Raw genomic sequence first — 18625 nt, 5'->3', positions numbered from 1 at the left:
AGTCGTGGAACTGCAGACCGACCGGCTGTCGCTGAGACGCCCGACCACAGCCGATGTCGACGCGATCTTCGCCGTCCACCGCGATCCGGAGACCTGTGCCTACAACCCCTCCGATGCGCTCGCTCGGTTTGAGGAAGCAGAGGCGCTCTACCGCCTTTGGGACGATCAGGAGAAATTGTCAATACTTGTGGATGGCTCATCAGCAACGGTAGGTGATGAGTGACGAGGCATACTGTCAGTCGTGACGACGTATGATCGCATCGGTGCGACCTACAATCACACGCGACGCCCCGACCACCGGATCGCTGTCAAGATCCACGAGGCGCTTGGCGATGCCGGGACTGTCATCAATGTCGGCGCTGGCGCCGGCTCTTACGAACCACCGCAGACCATGCTGGCGGTTGAACCCAGTGCAGTGATGATCGCCCAACGTCCGGCCGGATCTGCGCGGGCCCTGCAGGCATCCGCAGAGTCGATCCCCATCGCCGACGACTCGGCCGACGCGGCGATGGCCATCCTGACTGTGCACCACTGGACGGACCTGGAAGCCGGTATCGGGGAACTCCTTCGGATCGCCTGGCAACGCGTCGTCATCTTCACTTGGGACCAAGCCGTCTTCCGCAGGTTTTGGCTGCTGGACGAGTACCTGCCCGAGGTAGCCGCGTTCACCGACACACAGGCCGTCCCCATCGATCGGCTGATTGCGCTGCTGGGAGACGCCCGCGTCGAGAGGGTCCCGGTTCCGCATGACTGCATCGACGGATTCGGCGCCGCCTTCTGGCGCCGACCTGAGGCATACCTCGATCCGAACGTGCGAGCCGGCATCTCGATGCTCGCCCAGACTGGCGAGGAGGTCCTCCGCCCGGGTCTGACCCGGCTGTCCAGCGACCTGTCCTGCGGCCTGTGGCAGGAACGCCACGCGGACCTGCTCGACCGTGAAACGCTTGACGTTGGCTACCGACTTCTCGTAGCGGACCTTTAGACACAAGCGGGTGACCCGACTCCACACACAGGCAGATCTGTGCTTCTGCGGTGGAACTTGTTCATGCCGCGAGGGTCTCGGGTCGTTCGACGAGGTGGCCGCGCTCGAAGCGGGCCCCGGCGCGGACCAGAGCAACGAGATGGGGCGCGTTCACAGCCCGCCACCGGACCTGGCCGGACTCGATGAGCTTGAAGACCATGGCCAGTGCCGCGGCCCGGGAGCCTGCACCTTTGGTGACCTTGGTCCGCAGCCGCACGGTGGCGAAGGTCGACTCGATCGGGTTGGTGGTCCGCAGGTGGACCCAGTGCTCGGCGGGGAAGTCGAAGAACGCCAGCAGCTCATCCTCGTCATCTGTGATCCTCTTGACGACCTTGGGGTACTTCGCCCCGTAGGCCCGCTCGAAGTCGCGGACTGCCCCGGCCGCGTGCTCCTTGTCCTCGGCGTTGTAGATCTCCTGGATCGCACGCTTGGCCGCGGGCTGGGCGGACTTCGGGAGGGCGTCGAGCACATTTGCAGCTTTATGCACCCAGCACCACTGATGGCGGGTGTCGGGGAACACCTCGTTCAGCGCGTTCCAAAAGCCGAGTGCGCCGTCGCCGACGGCCAGGACCGGTGCACGCATGCCCCGGCGGGCGCAATCCCGCAGCAGGCCCGCCCACGCTTCGGACGATTCGCGGTATCCGTCGGTCATCGCGATCAGTTCCTTCGTGCCGTCCGCTCGCACGCCCATCAGCACCAGGACCGCAGCTTTCGCTTCCTCCAGGCGTATCCGCAGGTGCACGCCGTCCGCCCACACGTACACGTAGTCCGTGGCGGACAGATCACGGCCCTGGAAGGAGGTGAGGTCGGCTTGCCACTGCGTAGTCAGCCGGGTCACCGTCGCGGGCGAGAGGCCGGCCGAGGACCCGAGGAACTGTTCCAGCGCGGGCACGAAGTCACCGGAGGACAGGCCGTGGAGATAGAGCAGCGGCAGCACCTCGCTGATTTTCGGGGACTTCCGGCACCACGACGGCAGGATCGCCGAGGAGAACCGCTTACGCTCCCCGGTGACTTCGTCGGTGCGCTTGTCGTTGACCCGCGGCGCCCTGACCTGGACGGTTCCGGCCGAGGTGGCGACTTTCTGCGCTGGTGGTAGCCGTTACGGACCACCAGCCGACGCCCATCACCGTCCCGTTCGTGAGACAGCTCGGCTATATAGGCGTTGACTTCGGCTTCCAACGCCGCGGCCAGCATCCGCCTGGCGCCTTCCCGGACGATCTCATCCAGCAGCGAGCTGCCGCTTGGCGTGGTGCCGTCCTCGGTGACTACCGTAAGCACGGGCGTGCCTTCCCGGCCGACGGTGCAACGTCGGCCTTGCTCGATGACCTATCGATCGATCCATCGGGAAGGTACGCGCCCTTCCGTCAGGCTGATCCACAGGTATTGAGCATTGCTCCTCGTAGGGCCAAGCTCATGAGTGCTGCGCGCGACGGCGAGCCTTTTGATCCGAAAACGGGTTTGCCGGCGTCCGAGTTGCGCGCACTGCGGCAGCGCACAATCTAGTACGCGGTGGCGCGGGAGTACGTGGACACACGCTGGGACCGGACTCCGGGAGGCACCCGGCGAACCATTGCTGAAGGGCTGGCCGCCGTCACCCTCGCCTTTGTGGAGAAGGGTGCCGTCTACCGTGAGCCCCGAGTGCTGCGCAGGGCGGTGTACTCCTGGGCATTCAACAAGAAGGGCTGGTGAGCAGAGCCTCGGGCGGAGTGGCAGGCTGCTCTGGACTGGCTCGAAAGCAAGTCGCTGCCTATTTCGGATCGGTCTGCGATGGACGGCTCCCGAGGTGGACGACACCGTCGACCCCGACTGCGTACCCAACCTCATTCAAGTGGCACGCCTGCTTGATTCGGTACGTCGGCTGCCGGGGCGCGGACCGCACGTCTACGCCTTCTTCGCGTGTATGTACTACGCCGGCATGCGCCCGGCGGAGGTGATCCACCTCAGGAAGGTGCAGTGCCGCCTGCCTTCAAGCGGCTGGGGGCTGCTCAACCTGAAGGGTGGCATTGTCACTTCGGGGAAGGAATGGACAGACGACGGATCGGTTCACGAGATCCACTCCCTGAAGCGGCGCGCGGCCAAGGCCACGCGCCCGGTTCCCATCCCGCCGGTATTCGTTCGTATCCTCCGAGACCACATCGCCCGTTTCGGTGTCTCCGCCGACGGAAGGATCTTTCAGAACGCGGCTGGCAACTACATCGACACCGCGGCTTACTGCGTCACCTGGGGACGCGCCAGGGAAGCCACACTCGCCTTGGACGAGCACGCACTGAACCTCGCCAAGCGGCCTACGACCTGCGCCATGCCGGAATTTCCTTCTGGCTAGCCTCCGGTGTGGATTCCGCCGAGTGTGCTCGCAGGGCGGGCCAGAGCATCCAGGTTCTGTTCGCCTGCTACGCGAAGTTCTTGGCCGGGACCCGAGATCATGCCAACCAGTTGATCGAGGCGTCGATGAATCGTTGGGAGGGTTCCCCGTCTCCTGGCGAGGCGGGGTGGCAACCGAGAAGGGCGCCTGGCGGGAGACTTCCCAGCTCAGGCGCCCTTTTTCTGTTTCTCTAGAAGAACCCCAGCTTCTTCGGCGAGTACGAAACCAGCAGATTCTTGGTCTGCTGGTAGTGCTCCAGCATCATCTTGTGGTTCTCGCGGCCGATCCCCGACTGCTTGTAGCCGCCGAACGCGGCGTGTGCCGGGTACGCGTGGTAGCAGTTGGTCCACACCCGGCCGGCCTGGATCGAACGGCCCGCACGGTACGCGGTGTTGATGTCGCGGGTCCAGACGCCCGCGCCGAGCCCGTACAGGGTGTCGTTGGCCGTCTTGATCGCGTCGTCGAAGTCGTCGAAGGACGTCACCGAGACGACCGGGCCGAAGATCTCCTCCTGGAAGATCCGCATCCGGTTGTCGCCCTCGAAGATGGTCGGCTGGACGTAGTAGCCGCCCTTCAACTCACCGTCGTAGTCGATGCGTTCGCCACCGGTGAGGATCTTCGCCCCCTCCTGCCGGCCGATGTCCAGGTAGGAGAGGATCTTCTCCAGCTGGTCGTTCGAGGCCTGGGCGCCGATCATCGTGTCGGTGTCGAGCGGGTGCCCCGGCTTGATCTGGCGGGTGCGGTCGACCGCCGCCGCCATGAACTCGGCGTAGTGGCCGCGCTGGACGAGGGCCCGGGACGGGCAGGTGCAGACCTCGCCCTGGTTGAGCGCGAACATCGTGAAGCCTTCGAGGGCCTTGTCCCGGAAGTCGTCGTCGTGCGCCCAGACGTCGTCGAAGAAGATGTTCGGGGACTTGCCGCCCAGTTCGAGCGTGACCGGTTTGATGTTCTCCGAGGCGTACTGCATGATCAGGCGCCCGGTGGTGGTCTCGCCGGTGAAGGCGACCTTCGCCACCCGCGGACTGGACGCCAGCGGCTTGCCCGCCTCCACGCCGAACCCGTTGACGATGTTCACCACGCCCGGCGGCAGCAGGTCCGCGATCAGGCTCATCCAGTAGTGGATGGAGGCCGGGGTCTGCTCGGCGGGCTTGATGACGACCGCGTTCCCGGCGGCGAGGGCCGGCGCGAGCTTCCAGGTCGCCATCAGGATGGGGAAGTTCCACGGGATGATCTGCGCGACGACCCCGAGCGGCTCGTGGAAGTGGTACGCCACCGTGTCGTCGTCGACCTCGCCCAGCGAACCCTCCTGCGCGCGGATCGCCCCCGCGAAGTACCGGAAGTGGTCGATCGCCAGAGGGATGTCGGCGGCCAGCGTCTCCCGCACCGGTTTGCCGTTCTCCCAGCTCTCGGCGACCGCGAGCGGTTCGAGGTGGGCCTCCATCCGGTCGGCGATCTTCAGGAGGATGTCGGAACGCTCCGTCACCGACGTACGGCCCCAGCCCGGCGCCGCCGCGTGCGCCGCGTCCAGTGCCCGCTCCACGTCCTCGGCGGTGCCCCGGGCCACCTCGGTGAACGGCTGCCCGTTCACCGGCGACGGGTTCTCGAAGTACTGACCGCGGGCCGGCGGCACGTACTCGCCGCCGATGAAGTGGTCGTAGCGCGCCTGGTAGGAGACGATCGCGCCCTCGGTGCCGGGCGCCGTGTAACGGGTCATGGTGGCCTGCCTCCTTGCAGATGCGCTGCCCGCCGTCGGGCAGCTCCCGGCGCGGAGGCTAGGGGAACGGACGTTGCGCCCACGTTGCGCGGCAGGTCAGCCGACCGGCACCGTGAGCTCCGCCTCCAGGGCCGCGAGGCGGGACCGTACGACCGCCGTCGGCCGCACCGCCGCCAGCGCCCGCCACACCTCGACGTCGTCCTCGCCCCACGGCGCGTGCGCCCACTCCGCCAGCAGGTCGGGGTCCTGACACCCGATCAGCGCGGCCCGCAGCCCGTCCGTCAGCCGCCGCCTGAGCCGTACGACCGCGGGCGCCTGCGAACCCGGCAGCAGCGGGCCGGTGTACGCCCCCGCGGCGGCCGTCACCGCGCCCGCCTCCAGCCGCCGCTCCACCACGGTCGCGTCCGACTCGACTGGCGCGGCCAGCCGGTACGGACGCGAGGCGAGCAGCCCCGGGCCCAGCAGCCTGCGCAGCCGGACCAGTTCCGCCCGGAGTGTCACCGGCGTCACCGACTCGTCCTCGTACAGCGCGCACAGCAGCTCGTCACCGGTCAGCCCCTCCGGGTGGCGGGACAGCAGCACCAGCAGCTCGCTGTGCCGGCGACCGAGCCGGATCCGGCGGCCGTCCAGCCGGAGCTCGGCCTCGTCCCGGCCGAGGGCCGTCAGCGCGGGAGTCTCGTCGGCGGGCGCCGGCGGATCGAGCAGCGCGAGCTGTGACTCGGCGGCCCGCGCCACCGCCTGGACGAAGCCCAGGCTGTGCGGATGCGCCAGCCGGTCGCCGCCGGTGATGTCCACGGCACCCAGCACCCGCCCGGTACGCGGATCGTGCACCGGCGCAGCCGCGCACGTCCACGGCTGCACCCGACGGATGAAGTGCTCCGCCGCGAACACCTGCACCGCCCGGTCCACGGCCACCGCCGTCCCCGGCGCGTTGGTCCCGACCGCGGACTCCGACCAGCGGGCGCCGGGCACGAAGTTCATCCGGTCCGCCCGGCGCCGGGTCGCCGGATGGCCCTCGACCCACAGCAGCCTGCCGTCCGCGTCGCACACCGCCAGCAGATGCTCGCCGTCCGCCGCGAACGTGCCCATCAGCTCCCGGAACAGCGGCATCACCCGGGCCAGCGGATGCTCCGCCCGGTACGCCCCGAGGTCACCGTCCGTCAGCTCCACGCGCGCCGCGCCGTCCGGACCCACCCCGGCCCGCGCGGAACGCCGCCACGACTCGGCCACCACGGACCGCACCGGGCGCGGCACGGTGCCCGCCGTGGTGAACGTCTCGTGTGCCCGGCGCAGCACCCGGACGCGCTCGGCGGGGTCGGCCCCCGGCTCCAGGGCCACCCAGGGATCGGTCAACTCGGCCTCCCGACGGCGATACGGCTGGGGACATCGTCACGCCGGGTGTTCGCGCCGACAACCGTTTCGACCGGTCTCGCTGCGAGGACCGCTCCACCGGTCTCACTCCGCCTGGCCGACCAGCCTCATGTAACGCACCCAGTCCCAGTGTTTGCCCGGATCGGTGTGGTCGGTCCCCGGCACCTCGACATGGCCGATGACGTGCTCGCGGTCCTTCGGGATCCCGTATCTCTCGCAGATCGACGCCGTCAGCCGCGCCGACTCCCGGTACAGGGCGTCGGTGAAGTACTCCGGCCTGTCCACCCAGCCCTCGTGCTCGATGCCGATGCTCCGCGTGTTGTAGTCCCAGTTCCCCGCGTGCCAGGCCACGTCGGTCTCCCGCACGCACTGCGCGACATGCCCGTCGGCCGAGCGGACCAGGTAGTGCGCGGACACCCGCTTCTTCGGGTTCTGGAAGATGGAGAGCGTGCCGGCGTACGACTGCTGCGTGACATGGATGATCACCCGGTCGATCGCGTACTCGTCGGGGCGCTGGGCCGGTGTCCGGTTCTCGCTGCTCGCCGCCTGCCACTCGGCCGACGGATAGTCGACGACCCCGGTCTGCGCGCCCGCCCGGCCCGCGGGGAGCAGCGCGTACGGGACGGCGGCGAGGGCCGCGCCCTTCAGGAGCCGTCGCCTGCTGGGGAGCGGTCGTGCCCGGTCCATGGATGGGGTGCCTTTCGGAAGCGTGCTCGAAGCACGGGGATCGAGGGCGGTCAGCGGCGCAGGGCCGCCGCCGTCTCGCGCAGTCGCGCATGCAGTCCGCGGTAAGTCTCGCGCGCGGGCAGCCACTCCTTGCGGAGCTTGGCCACACACGTGTAGTTGGTGTCGCACACGTTGGCCAACGGCGATTCCACCGTCTGGGTCGCGTACTGGTAGGCGTCGAGTTCGCCGAACCCGTAGTCGCGCACCAGCCACTGCACCAGGTCGAGCTGCGATATCCGGAAGGCGTCCTCCAGCGGACGCGCCGAGCCCGTCGAGACGATGTGCGTGTCCGACTCCAGCCGGGGCCACGGCGTCGCGATCCCCTTCAGCAGCTCGACGATCACCACGGTGTTCATCGCGCACTCCACGGCCACCCCGCAGGTCTCTCCCTCGCCCTGCCGGGCGTGCCCGTCGCCGAGGCTGAGCAGCGCGCCCTCGACGTTGACCCCGAGGTAGCAGGTGACGCCGGCCCGCATCTCGGGCGTGTCCATGTTCCCGCCGTGCGCGTCCGGCACCAGGGCGGAGCGCACCTCCAGATTGGCGGGGGCCACCCCGACCGTGCCGTGCATCGGGTCCAGCGGCAGCTCCAGTTCGATGCCGCCCTCGTGCGCCCGGAACAGGGCCGTGCGCCGGGTGCGGTCCAGCTGCCAGATCCAGACCGTCTCCGGCAGCGGCGGCTGGAGCGTGGCGGTGGTGTGCGTGGAGGTGAGCGCGCCGAACAGGGGGACCGTCGTCGACGCCGCCCAGTCCCGGGCGGGTTCGATCGACACGAAGTGCACGGCGACGGTGTCGCCCGGCTCCGCGCCCTCGATGTGGAAGGGCCCGGTCTGCGGGTTGAGGAACGGGAACTCGCACACCTCGGACACCAGGTCCTTCTCGGACCGCACCCGGCCGGCGAAGCAGTCCTCCGTGTACAGGTCCAGGACGGTGCCGGGTGCGATCCGTGCCACCGGCGGAGCCCCGCCGAACGTCCAGGCGTAGTCGTCGGGTCCGGGCCGGACGGTGAGGATCCGGGGGTCGGTCATCGCGGTGGTGCTCCGTTCTGTGCGGTGGCGGTGCGTGGCGTGTCGTCTTCGAGGTGGACCCGCGCGGTCTCGGCTATGCGTTCGGGGTGACGCCGGATCAGTACCAGGAGGACGACCGCTCCGGTCGCCATCCACACACCGACCACCGGACCGGCGTACGACACCGGGGCGGTCAGCCTCGTCACGAAGTCGAAGACGGGCAGCCCCGCCGCGGTGAGCAGGGCGGGGACGAAGGCCACGATGCCCAGCAGCGGGAGGAGGAGGTGCCGTACCGGCTTGAGGGACGGTCGGCCGCGGCGCAGGAAGTAGCCGGCACAGGCGAGGTTGACGACGATGTAGACGCCCACGACGACCGTGACGATCACCGTGGCCAGCAACAGGAACGCGGTCACCGGGTCGTAGCCGAAGCCCAGCCCGAGCACGGCGCCGACCGCCACGGCCGTCTGGACCGCGATGCCGGCGACGGGGGAGCGGTACCGGGGGTGGAGCGTGGCGAGGACGCCCGGCAGGACCCGGATGCGGGCCAGCGCGAAGGCCGTCCGCGTGGACACGTTGGCACAGGCGTTGGCGTTGGCGATCGTCGAGTTCACGACCGCGAGGAAGACCAGCACCCAGAAGAGCCCGAAGGAGGCCCGGGCGACCCCCTCCCAGGACGCCTCGCCCGCCGCCCCGAAGGAGGCGAACCGGCCGGGGCCGAAGTACACGGTCATCGCATAGGTCGTCACCACGTAGAACAGGCCGATCCCCAGGGCCGCGCCGAGCACCGCGCGGTGCATCGTGCGGCGCGGGTCGCGGGTCTCCTCGGCGAGCGGCGCGGCGGCCTCGAAGCCGGCGAACGCCAGCACGGTGTAGACGGAACCGGCGAAGACCCCGCCGACCCCTCCGTAGCCGTCCGCCGTGTGCGAAGTACCGAACACAGACAGGGTGTTGTGGCCGCCGGCCCGGATGATCAGCCATCCTGCGAAGACGAGGAACACCGCGATCTCGAAGACCCCGAGGACGGTCCCGAAGCGGGCCGAGGCACGCACCCCCAGATACCCGGTGACGGCGATGACGGCCGCGCCGGCCAGCGCCCACGGCCACCACAGGTCGGCCGGGTAGGAGGCCCACTCGTCATGCAGGGTCCCCGCCGCGGTGAACCCGAGCTGGAGCAGCAGCAACGGCGGCACCAGCGCCTCCACGAACACATAACCCCAGCCGACCAGGAATCCCACGGCCGGATGCAGCCCCTGCGCCGCGTAGGTGGCCACGGAGCCGGCGGCGGGCAACTCGCGTGCCAGCTCGGCCACGCACGAGGCGGTGAACAGACAGGCCACCAGGGCGATCAGCACGGCCAGCGGCAGGCTGCCTCCGGCGAACGCCGCCCCCGCCGGAATGGACGCCGCGACGGCCGCGGCGGGCGCCATCGCCGTCACGCTCTGGAACAGCACCTCCCGCAGCCCGACCGCGTCCCGCCGCAGTCCCGCGACCGCCTCTGCCGACATACGTCCCCCCGACGTGCGTGTTCCCCTCGATCAAGCGGATGCCTCGCGTGAATCACGGTACGGCGCTTGCGGGTTGGGCAGAAGGGCGCCAGGGGGTTCCGTGGACGGAGCGGCGACTGTGGACAACCTCCGCACCCGGACGGGTGAAGGGAGTGCGCGCCTCACACGGGCTCTCCCTCCCGCAGACAGACGCAGGAACCCGAACTCGCCGCCGAATGGAGCGCGACGAGGGCCGAGAACGGCGCGACGAGCGGCGTCGCCGCCAACTCCCGCAGGGAGAACAGCGCATGCCGGTCGTGCTCGTCGCTGAGCCGTACCGCGGTCCCCTCGGCGAGGATCCCGCCGTCGAAGTAGCAGTCCAGCACCGGGCCGGTGCCGTCCACGTCGGCCCGGTGGTCGATACCGAGCAGCCTGGGCGCCGGGCCGAGAACGATGCCGGTCTCCTCCAGCATCTCCCGCCGGGCCGCGGTCACGGGATCCTCGCCGTGGTCGAGCATCCCGCCCGGCAGCCACCACTCGCCGGCCACCGGCTGACCGGGACCGTAGCGCAGCAACAGGACCCGATCACCTTCGTCCCGTAGGAACACGCACGACGCGATGAGAGCCTGGGGCTGGGTCCTGATCCACTCCTCGCGGGGAACCCACTCGGCCACGCCAACCTCCCGAAGTCCGAAGTCCGAAGGAACTTCAGGGTGACTCCCCAGGGCGCGGCCGTCCCGAACCCGCGGGCGGGAAGGCGGAGACTTCCGGGCACGTCCCGGTCAGACCCGCTCAGCCACGGTCGCCGGATCGTCCAGGACGGCACGGATCACCGAGTGGGCCGCGCCGAGGAGGGGGCCCTCCGAGCCCAGGCGGGAGACGGACACCGGGCAGGCCGGGCCCGTTGTGCGGTCGGCCAGTTCGGCCTCCAGCGACGGCAGGAGCCAGGGCGCGAGACCGGCCAGCGCTCCGCCCAGGACCACGGACTCGGGGTCGAGGAGGTTGACCGCGCCGGTCAGGGCGATGCCCAGGGCCCGACCGGCGTCCTCCAGGGCCCGTCGTACGGCCTCGTGGTCGGCGCCCGCCCGCTGCGCGAGCAGCCCGACCGCGTCCTCGCGGGATTCGAGGCCGGCCGCGCGCAGCACCGCCTCCTCGCCGGCGTACTGCTCCAGGCACCCGCGCCCGCCACAGGCGCAGCGCGGCCCGTCGGGGTGGACCGGTACATGGCCGAGCTCGCCCGCGAAGCCGCGTTTCCCGCGCAGCAGCTGTCCGTCCACCACGACGGCGGCGCCGATGCCGATCTCCGCCGACACGTGCAGGAAGTCGGGGGGCGTCGCGTCCCCGAGCCACAGCTCGGCCAGGGCACCGAAGTTGGCCTCGTTGTCCACCGTCAGCGGGAGGTCGGCGGGCAGCAGCGCGGCGAGGTCGGTGTCGTGCCAGTCGAGGTTCGGGGCGTGGACGACCGTGTGCCCGTCGCGGGCCACCAGACCGGGGACGGCGACCGCGAGACCGGCGGGCCACAGACCGTGCCGTTCCGCGTCCGCCGCCACCCGCCGGACCAGCCCGGTCAGCTCCGCCAGCACCGGGCGTGGATCCCGGCCCCGGTTCGCACCGTGCCGCTCGGCACGCGCGCGTACCTCACCGCGCAGGTCCACCGCGCACACCGCGAGATGGTCGACCCCGACCTCCGCCCCGAGACCGGCCGGACCGTGCCCGCTCACCGCGAGCGCCGAACCCGGCCGTCCGACCCGGCTGGGCCGCTCGGGCCCCAGTTCCTCCAGGAGTCCCCAGCGGATCAGCTCGTCGACGAGGGTCGACACGGCCGCTCTGGTGAGGCCGATGCGCGAGGCGACCGCGGCCCGCGACAGCGAGCCCTCCGCACTGACCGCGTGCATCACGCGCGCGAGGTTGCGCCGGCGCATGCCCTGCTGGGTGTCCGGCAGGGCACGGCCGGTCGCCGTCGGGCGGGCCTCGTGCAGCGGTGCGGTCATGCTTCCATCAATCCTCTGGGACGCTCCGGGATCCTCTCGAATCCTCCCGAACTCTCTCGACAGCGCTCTGCCGGTCAGCGGTTCTCCGGCGCCCGCTCCAGCAGCGGGGCCGCGTCGGAGAGTACCCCGGAGATCCTGGACAGCGTCGCGGCGTCCCGCTCCACCGCGTCCAGCACGGGCCCCGCGGCCGTGTTCCAGCGCCGTGCCACCGCAGCCGGGTCCTCTCCGGTGAGCAGCCCGGCCGCCTGCGCGGCGGCGCCGAGGGCGACCAGTTCCTTCGCCTCCGGCACCTGCACCGGCCGCCCCGACAGCCGCCGTACCGTCTCCTGCCAGGCCCGGCCCCGGGCGCCGCCGCCGATCAGCAGCAACGGGGTGGTCCGGTCGGCGTCCTCGTCGAGCACCAGGTCCAGAGCGCCCAGCAGGGCGTGCACGGCACCGTCGTAGGCGGCCTGGAGCAGCTGGCCCGCGGTGGTGTCGTGGCGCAGGCCGTGCAGCAGGCCGGAGGCGTTCGGCAGGTTCGGGGTGCGCTCGCCGTCCAGGTACGGCAGCAGGGTCACCGAGGTGCCGGGCTCGACGGCCTCGCGGTCCAGGCCGAGGAGCGCCGCGACCCGGTCGACCGCGAGGGTGCAGTTCAGGGTGCAGGCGAGCGGCAGCCAGTCGCCGTGCGCGTCGGCGAAGCCCGCCACGGTGCCGGTCGGGTCCGCGGGCCGGTGCCGGGAGACCGCGTACACCGTGCCCGAGGTGCCGAGGCTCAGCACGGGGGTGCCGGGACGCAGCCCGAGGCCCAGCGCGGCAGCCGCGTTGTCGCCGGTGCCGGGCGCCACCAGGGTGCCCTTGGAGAACGGCAGGTCATGGCTGTCCCGGACGGTGCCGGCGACCTCGCCGGGCCGGACCACCCGGGGCAGGAACGCCGGGTCCAGGCCCACGTGGGCGAGGGTCTCCGCGTCGTACGCCTCGGTCGCCGACGCCCACCAGCCGGTGCCGGAGGCGTCGCCGCGGTCGGTCGTGCCCAGCCCGGTCAGCCGCTCGGTGAGGTAGTCGTGGGGGAGTCGTACGGCCCTGGTCGCCCGGACCGCCTCCGGTTCGTGCTCCGCCAGCCAGGCCCACTTGGTGACCGTGAACGACGCGCCCGGCACGCTCCCGGTGCGCTCCGCCCAGGCCTTCGGGCCGCCCAGCTCCTCGATCAGCCGCTGGGCCTGGGGCGCCGAGCGGACGTCGTTCCAGAGCAGCGCGGGACGCACCGGCTCGCCGTGCTCGTCCAGGGTGACCAGACCGTGCTGCTGCCCGCCGATCGACACGGCCGCCGCCTCGTGCGCGGCGTCCCCGCACTGGCGCAGCGCCTCGCACAGCGCGTCCCACCACTGGCGCGGATCGCTCTCCCGGCCCGCGCCGGTGGTCACGGTGTGCGGTGCCTGGCCGCTCGCCACGACCTCGCCGGTGGACACGTCGACGACCAGCGCCTTGGTGGACTGGGTGGACGTGTCCACGCCGACGACGAGCGGACCCTCGGCTGCTGACATCGGGCTCTCCCTTTTTCCGCGGCACGCGGTGTATCTGACCTGCAGGTTTCCCGGGTCGTCGGGGTGTCGCGACCCGGTTTTCGTCCTTCGGGGACAGGGTGACCCTTCCCAGGGACGCGTCGGCATACTAATTTGTAAACCGCGATGACGAAATAGGCGGCACGACAGTCGCCCATCGGTCATCCACCGCAGTCATCGAGCACAGCCCCCGAGCAAGGAGCCGCGGCATGAGCTTCCAGCCCACCCCCGAGGACAGGTTCACCTTCGGCCTGTGGACCGTCGGCTGGCAGGGAAGGGACCCGTTCGGCGACGCCACCCGTCGCGCCCTCGACCCCGTCGAGACGGTCCAGCGCCTGTCCGAACTGGGCGCCCACGGTGTGACGTTCCACGACGACGACCTGATCCCCTTCGGGTCCTCCGACAGCGAGCGCGAGTCGCACATCAAGCGCTTCCGGCAGGCCCTCGACGCCACCGGCATGAAGGTGCCGATGGCCACCACCAACCTCTTCACCCACCCGGTCTTCAAGGACGGCGCGTTCACCGCGAACGACCGTGACGTGCGCCGCTACGCGCTGCGCAAGACCATCCGCAACATCGACCTGGCCGTCGAACTGGGCGCCGAGACGTACGTCGCCTGGGGCGGCCGTGAGGGTGCCGAGTCCGGCGCCGCCAAGGACGTGCGGGTCGCTCTCGACCGCATGAAGGAGGCCTTCGACCTCCTCGGCGAGTACGTCACCTCCCAGGGCTACGACCTGCGCTTCGCCATCGAGCCCAAGCCGAACGAGCCGCGCGGCGACATCCTGCTCCCCACCGTCGGCCACGCGCTCGCGTTCATCGAGCGCCTGGAGCGCCCCGAGCTGTACGGCGTCAACCCCGAGGTGGGCCACGAGCAGATGGCCGGCCTGAACTTCCCGCACGGCATCGCGCAGGCCCTGTGGGCGGGCAAGCTCTTCCACATCGACCTCAACGGCCAGTCCGGCATCAAGTACGACCAGGACCTGCGCTTCGGCGCCGGCGACCTGCGCGCCGCCTTCTGGCTGGTCGACCTCCTGGAGAGCGCCGGCTACGCCGGCCCGAAGCACTTCGACTTCAAGCCGCCGCGCACCGAGGACCTCGACGGCGTGTGGGCGTCGGCCGCCGGCTGCATGCGCAACTACCTGATCCTCAAGGAGCGCGCCGCCGCCTTCCGCGCCGACCCGGAGGTCCAGGAGGCCCTGCGCGCCTCCCGGCTGGACCAGCTGGCCCAGCCGACCGCCGCGGACGGCCTCCAGGCGCTCCTCGCCGACCGCACGGCCTTCGAGGAGTTCGACGCGGACGCGACCGCCGCACGCGGGATGGCCTTCGAGCACCTCGACCAGCTGGCGATGGACCACCTGCTGGGCGCCCGGGGCTGACCACGCACGCGCGCGTGACGGCCGCCTCCGCGGCGACGCCCTCACGCGCGCGTGTCGTTTCCGGCGGGCTCACGACCGGTTCGCACCGGAAATGCTCCGGAACCGTGCGGTCCGTGGCATGAGTCCGTGCCAACTCCCTTGCCGGTCTCGCGCGATGACCGGAACGCGGTGACTCTTGACGGTATGGCCATGCCGCCCGTACCGCCACGACCGCCCGGCCCGCCGGACGGCACCCCGCCGTCCGGTGGACACTACGACCCGCCGCCGTACGGGGGTTACGATCCGCCCCCGCACGAAGGTTTCGCCCCGCCCCCGCAGGCCGGCTTCGGTGCCCCGCCCCCGCAGGCCGGTTTCGGCGCTCCGCCCGGCGACCAGGATCCGCCCACCGCCGTGGGCTGGACGCCCCCACGCCCGCCGGTGCCGCCCCGCCGGCGCAGGGGGCCGTTGTTCGCAGTTGTGGCCCTGCTGGTGGTGGCGGTGGCCGTCGCCGTCGTCGTCCTGATGGCGTCCGGTGGCGACGGCTCGACCGACAACAAGCCCGGCACCGGCAGCCCGAGCCCCTCCGGTCCGGCCCGGCCTTCGTTCAGCCTTCCGACCGAGCTGCCCAGCAGCCTGCCGTCGGGCCTGCCGAGCGAACTCCCTTCGCAGTGGCCTTCAGGGCTGCCCAGCGAGTTGCCCAGCGAGTTGCCGAGCGGTCTGGACTCCCTGCTGCCCTCGCTGCTGGGGTAGTCACAGCGTCCGGAACCACCGCACCACGGCGGCGGTTCCCGCCTGCTGGGAACCGAGATGCCGGGAACCGCCGTAGTCCGGGGTGCCGAGATCGACCGGCGGGGCCTCGACGCCGTGGGCGCGCAGGGCGGCGTGGCAGTGGGCCGTGTTGGCGTTGACGGCCTGCTCGTCCCCGTCGGCGTAGTAGAGCCTGACCGGAGCCCGTGGCACCCAGTCGCTGCACACGCCGTCCGTGGTCCGCAGGGCCGCCGCCATCGCTCCGGTGGGGTGGGCCAGCATCGCCCGGCCGCGGGCGGTGAGCAGCGCGCCGAGGGAGTCCGGGGTGCCGGCCACGACCTCCTGACCGGTGTGGGTGCCGTCCAGCAGGTCCTCGACCGTGCGGTCGTACGGCGCCCGGAACACCTCGGCGGGCGTGTCGTACAGGTGGTGCAGACGGTTGAACGAGACCAGGGCCAGCGCCGTGTAGATCACGCTCGCCTTCGGCTCCGTGCGCCCGGCCAGCAGTGCGGGGATCTCCGCGTCCCGGAACGCGTAGGCGCCGCTGACGGGTGCCACCGCGCGGAGCCGGAACCAGCCGTCGGCACCCTCCTGCAGCGCCCGGGCCAGCCCCAGGGCCGCCGACGCGCCCTGGGAGAAGCCGGTGGCCAGCACTCCCCGGCGTATCTCCCGGCCCTGCCGCGCCGCGACGGTGCGGGACGCGCGCAGCATGTCCAGCGCGGCCGTCGTCTCCGACGGCACGTCCATCCAGGGTTGGGGGCCGGGGCCCAGACCCAGTCCGAGGTAGTCGGGCAGCACCGCGGCGAACCCGGCGGACGCGTAGGTCAGGGCGGGTGCCTGGTCCCATACCTCGGTCGAGACCGAGGCGACGTCACCCTTGAACAGTTCGGTTCCGTGCGTGAACGACACCGCGCGCAGCCGCCGTTCACCGTTGCGCGGCAGGGCCAGCAGCCCGCTGGCCGTGGTGGGCCTGCCGTGCGGATCCACCGTGCGGTACACGATCCTGAAGGTGTCCAGGCCGTACCGCACGGCGCCGGTGTCCCAGGGCCCGCCGTCCTCGTCGCCCGCCAGCTCGGCCGCGGCCTGCCGGGCGGTCAGCGTCCGCAGATGCTCGACGGACACCACCGTGCCCCGCGACACCTGCGCCCCCACCGGGGCGACGGCCGCCGCCGGCGGACTCGATCCCTGCGCGACCACGGCCGTCGCGCCGCCTGCCGTCAGGGCCACCGTCACCGCCGAAACCGCCACCGCCCGGCCGATTCGCCGCACACTCGTTCGCCTCGTGCTCGCCGGCTTCACACTCGCCGGCTTCACGCTTGTTCGCTTCGTACTCGTTCGCTTCATACCGTGACCGTACGAACCCCCGCAGCCACCGCCCATCCGGCCAACCGGCGTGTACGGGTGGGGTTTTCCGTAGGACCGAGCCGCCTCCCTCCGCACGCCGCCCGGCGCGGCAGCCGACCGGGAGTGGTTACGCTGGGAGTGCAGCTGCTTCACCCTCTGTTCGAGTCGGTGCCCGGGGGTCGGCGGAGGCCAGTAGGGGTAGCTCGTCAGGGATGTCTCAGGGTCGTGGTCCGGAACCGCGGGAGGCGCGGGCCCGTTTTCAGATCAGAGAGCGGCAAGGGCCGCGAAGGAGGCGACGCTGATGTCGAAGAACGCGAAGATCGCCGCAGGAGGTGTGGCGGTCGGGCTCATCCTGCTGATATGGCTGCCCTGGTGGGTGACGTTCCTGATCGTGGTGGGCGTCCCGGTGGCCGCGTACCTCACCCTCGACCCCTCGCAGCGGCGCAGGCTGCGCCGGGTCACGCGCAAGGAGATCGGCCGCTGAGCCGCCCGCCCGGGACCGCGCCCCGCCCCTGACAGGCCTCCCTGACAGGCCTGCGGCGGGGTGCGGCCCGGGAGGCTCACAGGGGACGTACGGCCATCTTGTCGAGGGCTTCCAGGAGGCCGGGCAACTCGGGGCCCCGGCCGACCGGCAGGACCTCGCCGGGTTCGTCGTCGAGGAGCACGAAGGCGATGTCGTCGGTCCGGGCCACGAGCGACCAGCCGGGCCCGTCGGCGCGCAGCGTGCGGGCGTCGCCCGGGGCGAACGAGGAGCGGACCCGGCCCAGCGGCGGGGGCGAGTCCACGTAGGCCCGCGCCTCGGCCAGGACCCTGCGGACACCGACGTGACCCTTCGGCGCCGCCCCGGCGTCCGCCGGAGCCTCCTCCGAGGCCCCCGAGGGGGTTTCTGCGGCCTCGGCGGCCGTCCCCGGTGCCGGGAAGAGGTCGTCGCCGATCTGTTCCCGCCAGATCGCCCACTGCAGGGCGATCTCGTCCGCGCCCAGCCGCCGTTGCGCCGGACCCCAGACGCTGGTGTCCGGCGGGGTCAGCGGGGCCTGGTCCGCCACCTCCGGGCCGGGGTCGTGCGGCGCCGGCACGTTGGGAGCCGCCACGGCGACCGCCAGCGGCCAGCCGGGCAGGGCGGCGACCACCGTGCGCTCGTCCGGCGACAGGTCGTACTCCATCCCGCAGTCCCAGGTCGCGATCGCGACGGCGACCAGCGAGACGTCGTCGATGACGACCGTCCAGCGTGCCCCTTCGCCGTCCTGGCCGAGCACCAGGCCGTACCCGTCGGCGCGCGGTGCCAGCTCCAGCGCCGCGCACGCCTCCGGATAGTCGTCGCCCAGCACGCTCGGAAACTTCGCCGGCGTCAGCAGCACCGCCGTGAGCACGTACAGTGCCTCGTCCGCGGCGACGGCCTCCTCGTCGGTCCCGGCCATCCCTGCCTCCCCAGTGGTTCGTCCAACGGCGCGCACCCTAATGCGACGGGAAGGCCGTTGTCACGACCGGCCGCCACACGCGAGCTGCAGGTTTCCACCGGGAGGGGACGAAACGACCTCGAAGGCACGGAAGTCCCACCCCTCCGGCGGTGCCGAAGGGTCAGGCCACCGGGAGGCAGAGGGTCAGGCCACCGGCAGGCCGAGAAGGTCGCGTGCCACCGTCGCCGGCGACTCGTCGCGTTCCCGGGCCAGGGTGACGACGGCCCGGCAGGCGAGCTCGCTCACCCCGAACGACAGCGCCTCCGGCGACACCCAGCCCGCCGCCTCCTCGATCAGGTCCTGGTCGTCCTCCGCCCGGGCCGCGACATAGGCAGCCGCGGCCTCGAACAAGTTGTGGGCGCGCCGCTCACGGCTCGCACCCCGTTCCGGCACCGCTCCGCCCTCAGTGCCACGCCCTCTGCCTACGTACCTGCGGATCCGGTCGAACACGCGGGCCCCCTTCCCCTCGTCGGCTTTCGCCCGCGAACATCTGCCTTCCTCCGTCGAACGT

18 protein-coding genes and 1 pseudogene are annotated in these 18625 nt (G+C 71.5%); 7 read left to right on the top strand and 12 right to left on the bottom strand.

From position 1 onward, the window contains the following. Window positions 1-4: 4 nt before the first annotated feature. A complete protein-coding gene (locus tag AB0D74_RS01550; protein WP_362579055.1) occupies window positions 5-223 on the top strand; it encodes a hypothetical protein in 219 nt (72 codons plus the stop codon). Between the two features lie 18 nt (window positions 224-241). Beyond that, on the top strand, window positions 242-982 hold the full coding sequence (locus AB0D74_RS01545; RefSeq protein WP_362579051.1) for a methyltransferase domain-containing protein: 741 nt from the start codon (window positions 242-244) through the stop codon (window positions 980-982). Window positions 983-1043: 61 nt separating this feature from the next. On the opposite strand, the pseudogene AB0D74_RS01540 reads toward AB0D74_RS01545, so the two are convergent. After that, window positions 1044-2251 (bottom strand): annotated as a pseudogene (locus AB0D74_RS01540) (IS256 family transposase). Here AB0D74_RS01540 and AB0D74_RS01535 point away from each other — a divergent pair. Then, a complete protein-coding gene (locus tag AB0D74_RS01535; RefSeq protein WP_362580180.1) occupies window positions 2159-2524 on the top strand; it encodes a hypothetical protein in 366 nt (121 codons plus the stop codon). The pseudogene AB0D74_RS01540 and the gene AB0D74_RS01535 overlap by 93 nt on opposite strands. Window positions 2525-2804: 280 nt before the next feature. Beyond that, on the top strand, window positions 2805-3344 hold the full coding sequence (locus AB0D74_RS01530) for a hypothetical protein (RefSeq protein WP_362579048.1): 540 nt from the start codon (window positions 2805-2807) through the stop codon (window positions 3342-3344). A gap of 229 nt (window positions 3345-3573) precedes the next feature. On the opposite strand, the gene AB0D74_RS01525 is transcribed toward AB0D74_RS01530, so the two are convergent. The 8 genes from AB0D74_RS01525 to xylB all read right to left on the bottom strand — a co-directional run bounded on the left by AB0D74_RS01525 (window position 3574) and on the right by xylB (window position 13193). Beyond that, the gene (locus AB0D74_RS01525) at window positions 3574-5097 is read right to left on the bottom strand and encodes an aldehyde dehydrogenase family protein (protein WP_362579045.1); all 1524 of its coding nucleotides are present in this window, start codon (window positions 5095-5097) and stop codon (window positions 3574-3576) included. A gap of 96 nt (window positions 5098-5193) precedes the next feature. Beyond that, the gene (locus AB0D74_RS01520; protein ID WP_362579042.1) at window positions 5194-6450 is read right to left on the bottom strand and encodes a GAF domain-containing protein; all 1257 of its coding nucleotides are present in this window, start codon (window positions 6448-6450) and stop codon (window positions 5194-5196) included. A 102-nt stretch (window positions 6451-6552) separates the two neighbouring features. Next, window positions 6553-7155 carry an N-acetylmuramoyl-L-alanine amidase gene (locus AB0D74_RS01515; protein ID WP_362579039.1) on the bottom strand — a complete coding sequence of 201 codons (603 nt, stop codon included), beginning with the start codon at window positions 7153-7155 and terminating at the stop codon, window positions 6553-6555. A 50-nt stretch (window positions 7156-7205) separates the two neighbouring features. Further along, window positions 7206-8219 carry an acetamidase/formamidase family protein gene (locus AB0D74_RS01510; RefSeq protein ID WP_362579036.1) on the bottom strand — a complete coding sequence of 338 codons (1014 nt, stop codon included), beginning with the start codon at window positions 8217-8219 and terminating at the stop codon, window positions 7206-7208. Continuing rightward, window positions 8216-9703, bottom strand: coding sequence for an APC family permease (locus tag AB0D74_RS01505; protein ID WP_362579033.1), 1488 nt, complete (start codon window positions 9701-9703; stop codon window positions 8216-8218). Before AB0D74_RS01505 ends, AB0D74_RS01510 begins: the two co-directional genes overlap by 4 nt. 161 nt (window positions 9704-9864) lie before the next feature. Next, window positions 9865-10356 (bottom strand): NUDIX hydrolase, encoded by a 492-nt coding sequence (locus AB0D74_RS01500; RefSeq protein WP_362579030.1) that lies wholly within the window; start codon window positions 10354-10356, stop codon window positions 9865-9867. Window positions 10357-10464: 108 nt separating this feature from the next. Further along, window positions 10465-11673: an ROK family transcriptional regulator gene (locus AB0D74_RS01495; protein WP_362579027.1), complete on the bottom strand. Its 1209-nt coding sequence runs from the start codon at window positions 11671-11673 to the stop codon at window positions 10465-10467. Between the two features lie 74 nt (window positions 11674-11747). Next, window positions 11748-13193 (bottom strand): xylulokinase, encoded by a 1446-nt coding sequence (xylB, locus tag AB0D74_RS01490; protein ID WP_362579024.1) that lies wholly within the window; start codon window positions 13191-13193, stop codon window positions 11748-11750. A 227-nt stretch (window positions 13194-13420) separates the two neighbouring features. Between xylB and xylA the strand changes: the two genes are divergently transcribed. After that, entirely contained in the window at window positions 13421-14587 is a 1167-nt protein-coding gene (gene xylA, locus AB0D74_RS01485; RefSeq protein ID WP_362579021.1) for a xylose isomerase, read from the top strand. A 183-nt stretch (window positions 14588-14770) separates the two neighbouring features. Then, window positions 14771-15316, top strand: a complete 546-nt coding sequence (locus AB0D74_RS01480; protein ID WP_362579018.1) for a hypothetical protein — start codon at window positions 14771-14773, stop codon at window positions 15314-15316. Here AB0D74_RS01480 and AB0D74_RS01475 read toward each other — a convergent pair whose 3' ends face one another. After that, entirely contained in the window at window positions 15317-16546 is a 1230-nt protein-coding gene (locus tag AB0D74_RS01475) for a lipase (protein WP_362579015.1), read from the bottom strand. It lies immediately after the preceding gene. Between the two features lie 412 nt (window positions 16547-16958). Here AB0D74_RS01475 and AB0D74_RS01470 point away from each other — a divergent pair, with 412 nt between their 5' ends. Then, the gene (locus tag AB0D74_RS01470) at window positions 16959-17141 is read left to right on the top strand and encodes a hypothetical protein (RefSeq protein WP_181809683.1); all 183 of its coding nucleotides are present in this window, start codon (window positions 16959-16961) and stop codon (window positions 17139-17141) included. Between the two features lie 76 nt (window positions 17142-17217). On the opposite strand, the gene AB0D74_RS01465 is transcribed toward AB0D74_RS01470, so the two are convergent. Both AB0D74_RS01465 and AB0D74_RS01460 read right to left on the bottom strand, forming a co-directional pair. Further along, complete coding sequence (locus AB0D74_RS01465) at window positions 17218-18075, bottom strand: hypothetical protein (protein WP_362579011.1); 858 nt, start codon at window positions 18073-18075, stop codon at window positions 17218-17220. A 183-nt stretch (window positions 18076-18258) separates the two neighbouring features. Beyond that, entirely contained in the window at window positions 18259-18507 is a 249-nt protein-coding gene (locus tag AB0D74_RS01460) for a hypothetical protein (RefSeq protein ID WP_362579008.1), read from the bottom strand. Window positions 18508-18625: the final 118 nt, after the last annotated feature.

This window comes from Streptomyces sp. NPDC048278 (genome assembly GCF_040652195.1).
Taxonomy (GTDB): Bacteria; Actinomycetota; Actinomycetes; order Streptomycetales; family Streptomycetaceae; genus Streptomyces.
The sequence above is the reverse complement of the archived record's forward strand: the minus strand, read 5'-3'. Positions and strand labels throughout refer to the sequence as shown.